Annotated in this window: 1 pseudogene; it reads right to left on the bottom strand. The window is 63.8% G+C overall.

The window, feature by feature from the left end:
* Nucleotides 1-229, bottom strand: a pseudogene (locus J3481_RS14570) (IS1634 family transposase); the annotation flags it as partial.

Raw genomic sequence — 229 nt, 5'->3', positions numbered from 1 at the left:
CATGGCGAAGACGACACGCTCGACAGCCGCCTTGAACTTCCGATCGGCAAGCCGCTCTCGCAGGACCTCATCCAATCCAAGCTGTCGCCACAGCTCGTCCAGCAGATACGCCCCTCCCATAGGACGGCTGTCCAGCAGCGTGGTTTGGATGGCTTCCGACTGGCCGCGCCCCGAGGTAAACTCGTCGCCCACGAAGCGATGAATACTCTGGGCAAGGCGCCGGAGCGCC

The organism is Alicyclobacillus fructus (assembly GCF_017329605.1).
In the GTDB taxonomy this organism is placed as follows: Bacteria; Bacillota; Bacilli; order Alicyclobacillales; family Alicyclobacillaceae; genus Alicyclobacillus; species Alicyclobacillus fructus.
Note: the sequence above shows the minus strand (reverse complement) of the source record. Positions and strands in the feature narration are given on the sequence as shown.